Origin of the sequence: Streptomyces sp. 8L (assembly GCF_020176795.1) — a bacterium.
Taxonomy (GTDB): Bacteria; Actinomycetota; Actinomycetes; order Streptomycetales; family Streptomycetaceae; genus Streptomyces.
In genome coordinates, this window is sequence record NZ_JAIUKE010000848.1 from 1 (window position 1) to 1,781 (window position 1,781).

Annotated in this window: 2 protein-coding genes; both read left to right on the forward strand. The window is 75.8% G+C overall.

Annotated features, from left to right (window positions below):
- The first annotated feature begins 30 nt into the window (after nucleotides 1–30).
- On the forward strand, nucleotides 31–1,416 hold the full coding sequence (locus LCE31_RS39360; RefSeq protein ID WP_225023077.1) for an aspartate aminotransferase family protein: 1,386 nt from the start codon (nucleotides 31–33) through the stop codon (nucleotides 1,414–1,416).
- Nucleotides 1,416–1,781, forward strand: a 366-nt coding sequence (locus LCE31_RS39365; RefSeq protein ID WP_225023075.1) for an acyl carrier protein, incomplete at its 3' end; no start/stop codon positions are given. The genes LCE31_RS39360 and LCE31_RS39365, both read left to right, overlap by 1 nt.

Here is a 1,781-nt window from a genome sequence, read left to right on the forward strand (position 1 = left end):
CGCAGGAGCGGGGCCGGGGGCGGGGACGCCGTGACGACCCCGCAGCCGCAGCCACGCGCTCAGAAGAAGCGGCAACAGCCGCAGCCGGCCGACCCGTTCGACCTGATCCGGCGTCACCTCTCGCCGAAGCTGGCGCTCACCGGCTCCTTCGCGGGCCGGGGCGCCACCGAGGCGTCCGCCGACGGCTGCCGGGTGACGCTGTCGGACGGGCGCACCGCGCTGGACTTCGGCTCGTACGCCGTGACCCTGCTGGGCCACCGGCACCCGGCCGTCCTCGCCGCCGTGCGCGCGCAGCTCGCCGCGATGCCGCCCTCGACGCGCAGCCTCGCGAACCCCTTCGCGGCGCGCGCGGCGGCCCGGCTCGCCGGGTACGTCGCGGACGCGGGCACCGGCGAACGCCCTCTGCCGAAGGTGTACTTCGGGCTGAACGGCGCCGACGCCGTCGAGGTCGCCGTGAAGCTGGCGCGCCTCGCGACCGGCCGGGGCCGGGTCCTCGCGGTGCGCGGCGGCTTCCACGGCAAGTCGCTGGGCGCGCTCGGCCTCACGCACAGCCCGCTGTACAGGACCGGGCTGCTCGGCACCGGGACGGACGTCGTCCACATCGACGCGGGCGACGCCGACGCCGTACGGCGCGAGGCGGCGGACGGGCCGGGCGTGGCCGCGGTCGTCTTCGAGCCGGTGCAGGGCGAGAACGGAGCCGCCGTCCTGGAGCCCGACGTGCTGCGCCGGTGGTGCGAGGACGCGCACGGGCACGGCGCGTTCGCCGTCGCGGACGAGATCCAGTGCGGGCTGCGGCGCTGCGGTGAGCCGTCGGTCGCGCTCGCCGCGGGGCTGCCGGTGGACGCGGTGCTGGTCGGCAAGCCGCTCGGCGGCGGTGTCGTACCGCTGTCGGCGGTGGTGTGCGCGGAGGAGATGTACGAGCCGCTGGCGGCGGACCCGTTCCTGCACTCCGCGACGTTCGGCGGCCACCCGCTGAGTTGCGCCGCGCTGGACCCCGCGCTGACCGCGATCGAGGAACTCGCGGGACACGGAGCGGTGTTGGCGAGCGCGCTGGACGGCGCCCTGACCGAACTCGCGGCCCGGCACCCCGGCGTGGTCGGCGCGGTGCGCGGCCGGGGCCTGCTGCGCGGCATCGACTTCACGAGCGCGCGGGCCGCGGGGGCGGTCGTGGTCGAACTCGCGGGCGCCGGGCTGCTGGTGTCCCCGTGCCTCGGCCGGCCCACGACCGTACGGCTGCTGCCGCCGCTGGTGAGCACGGAGGCGGACGTGGCCAGGGCGGCGGAGATCCTCGACGCGGCGAGCGCGGTGGCGGGACGCTCCGCGCCGCGGGCACCCGCCGCCCCTGCGCCCGCGAGCCCGCCCGTACCACCCCCCGCGCCCCGTACCGGTATCGCACGGCAGGAAGTGAGCGACTGATGCAACCCCCCGACAGCAACGGCACCAACGGCGCCAACGACACCACTGACATCAACGGCAGCGACAGCAGTAGTGGCGACAGCGGCAACAACATCGGTGTCAACGGCCGTGAAGACCTCGCGCGGGTCGTCCGTACGGCCATCTCCGGCGTACTGGGCGTCGAGCCCGAGGACATCGACGACGCGACCGACCTGCTCGACGACTACGGCATCGACAGTCTGGAGCTGATGGAGGCCGGCGCGCGGCTGGAGAAGGTGCTCGCCATGAAGATCCCGGTGTCGGACCTCACCTCGGCGCGGACGGTGGGGCAGGCCATCGACCTCCTGGCCAGGCGGCTGGCCTCCACGCCCTCCCCAGCCCCCACG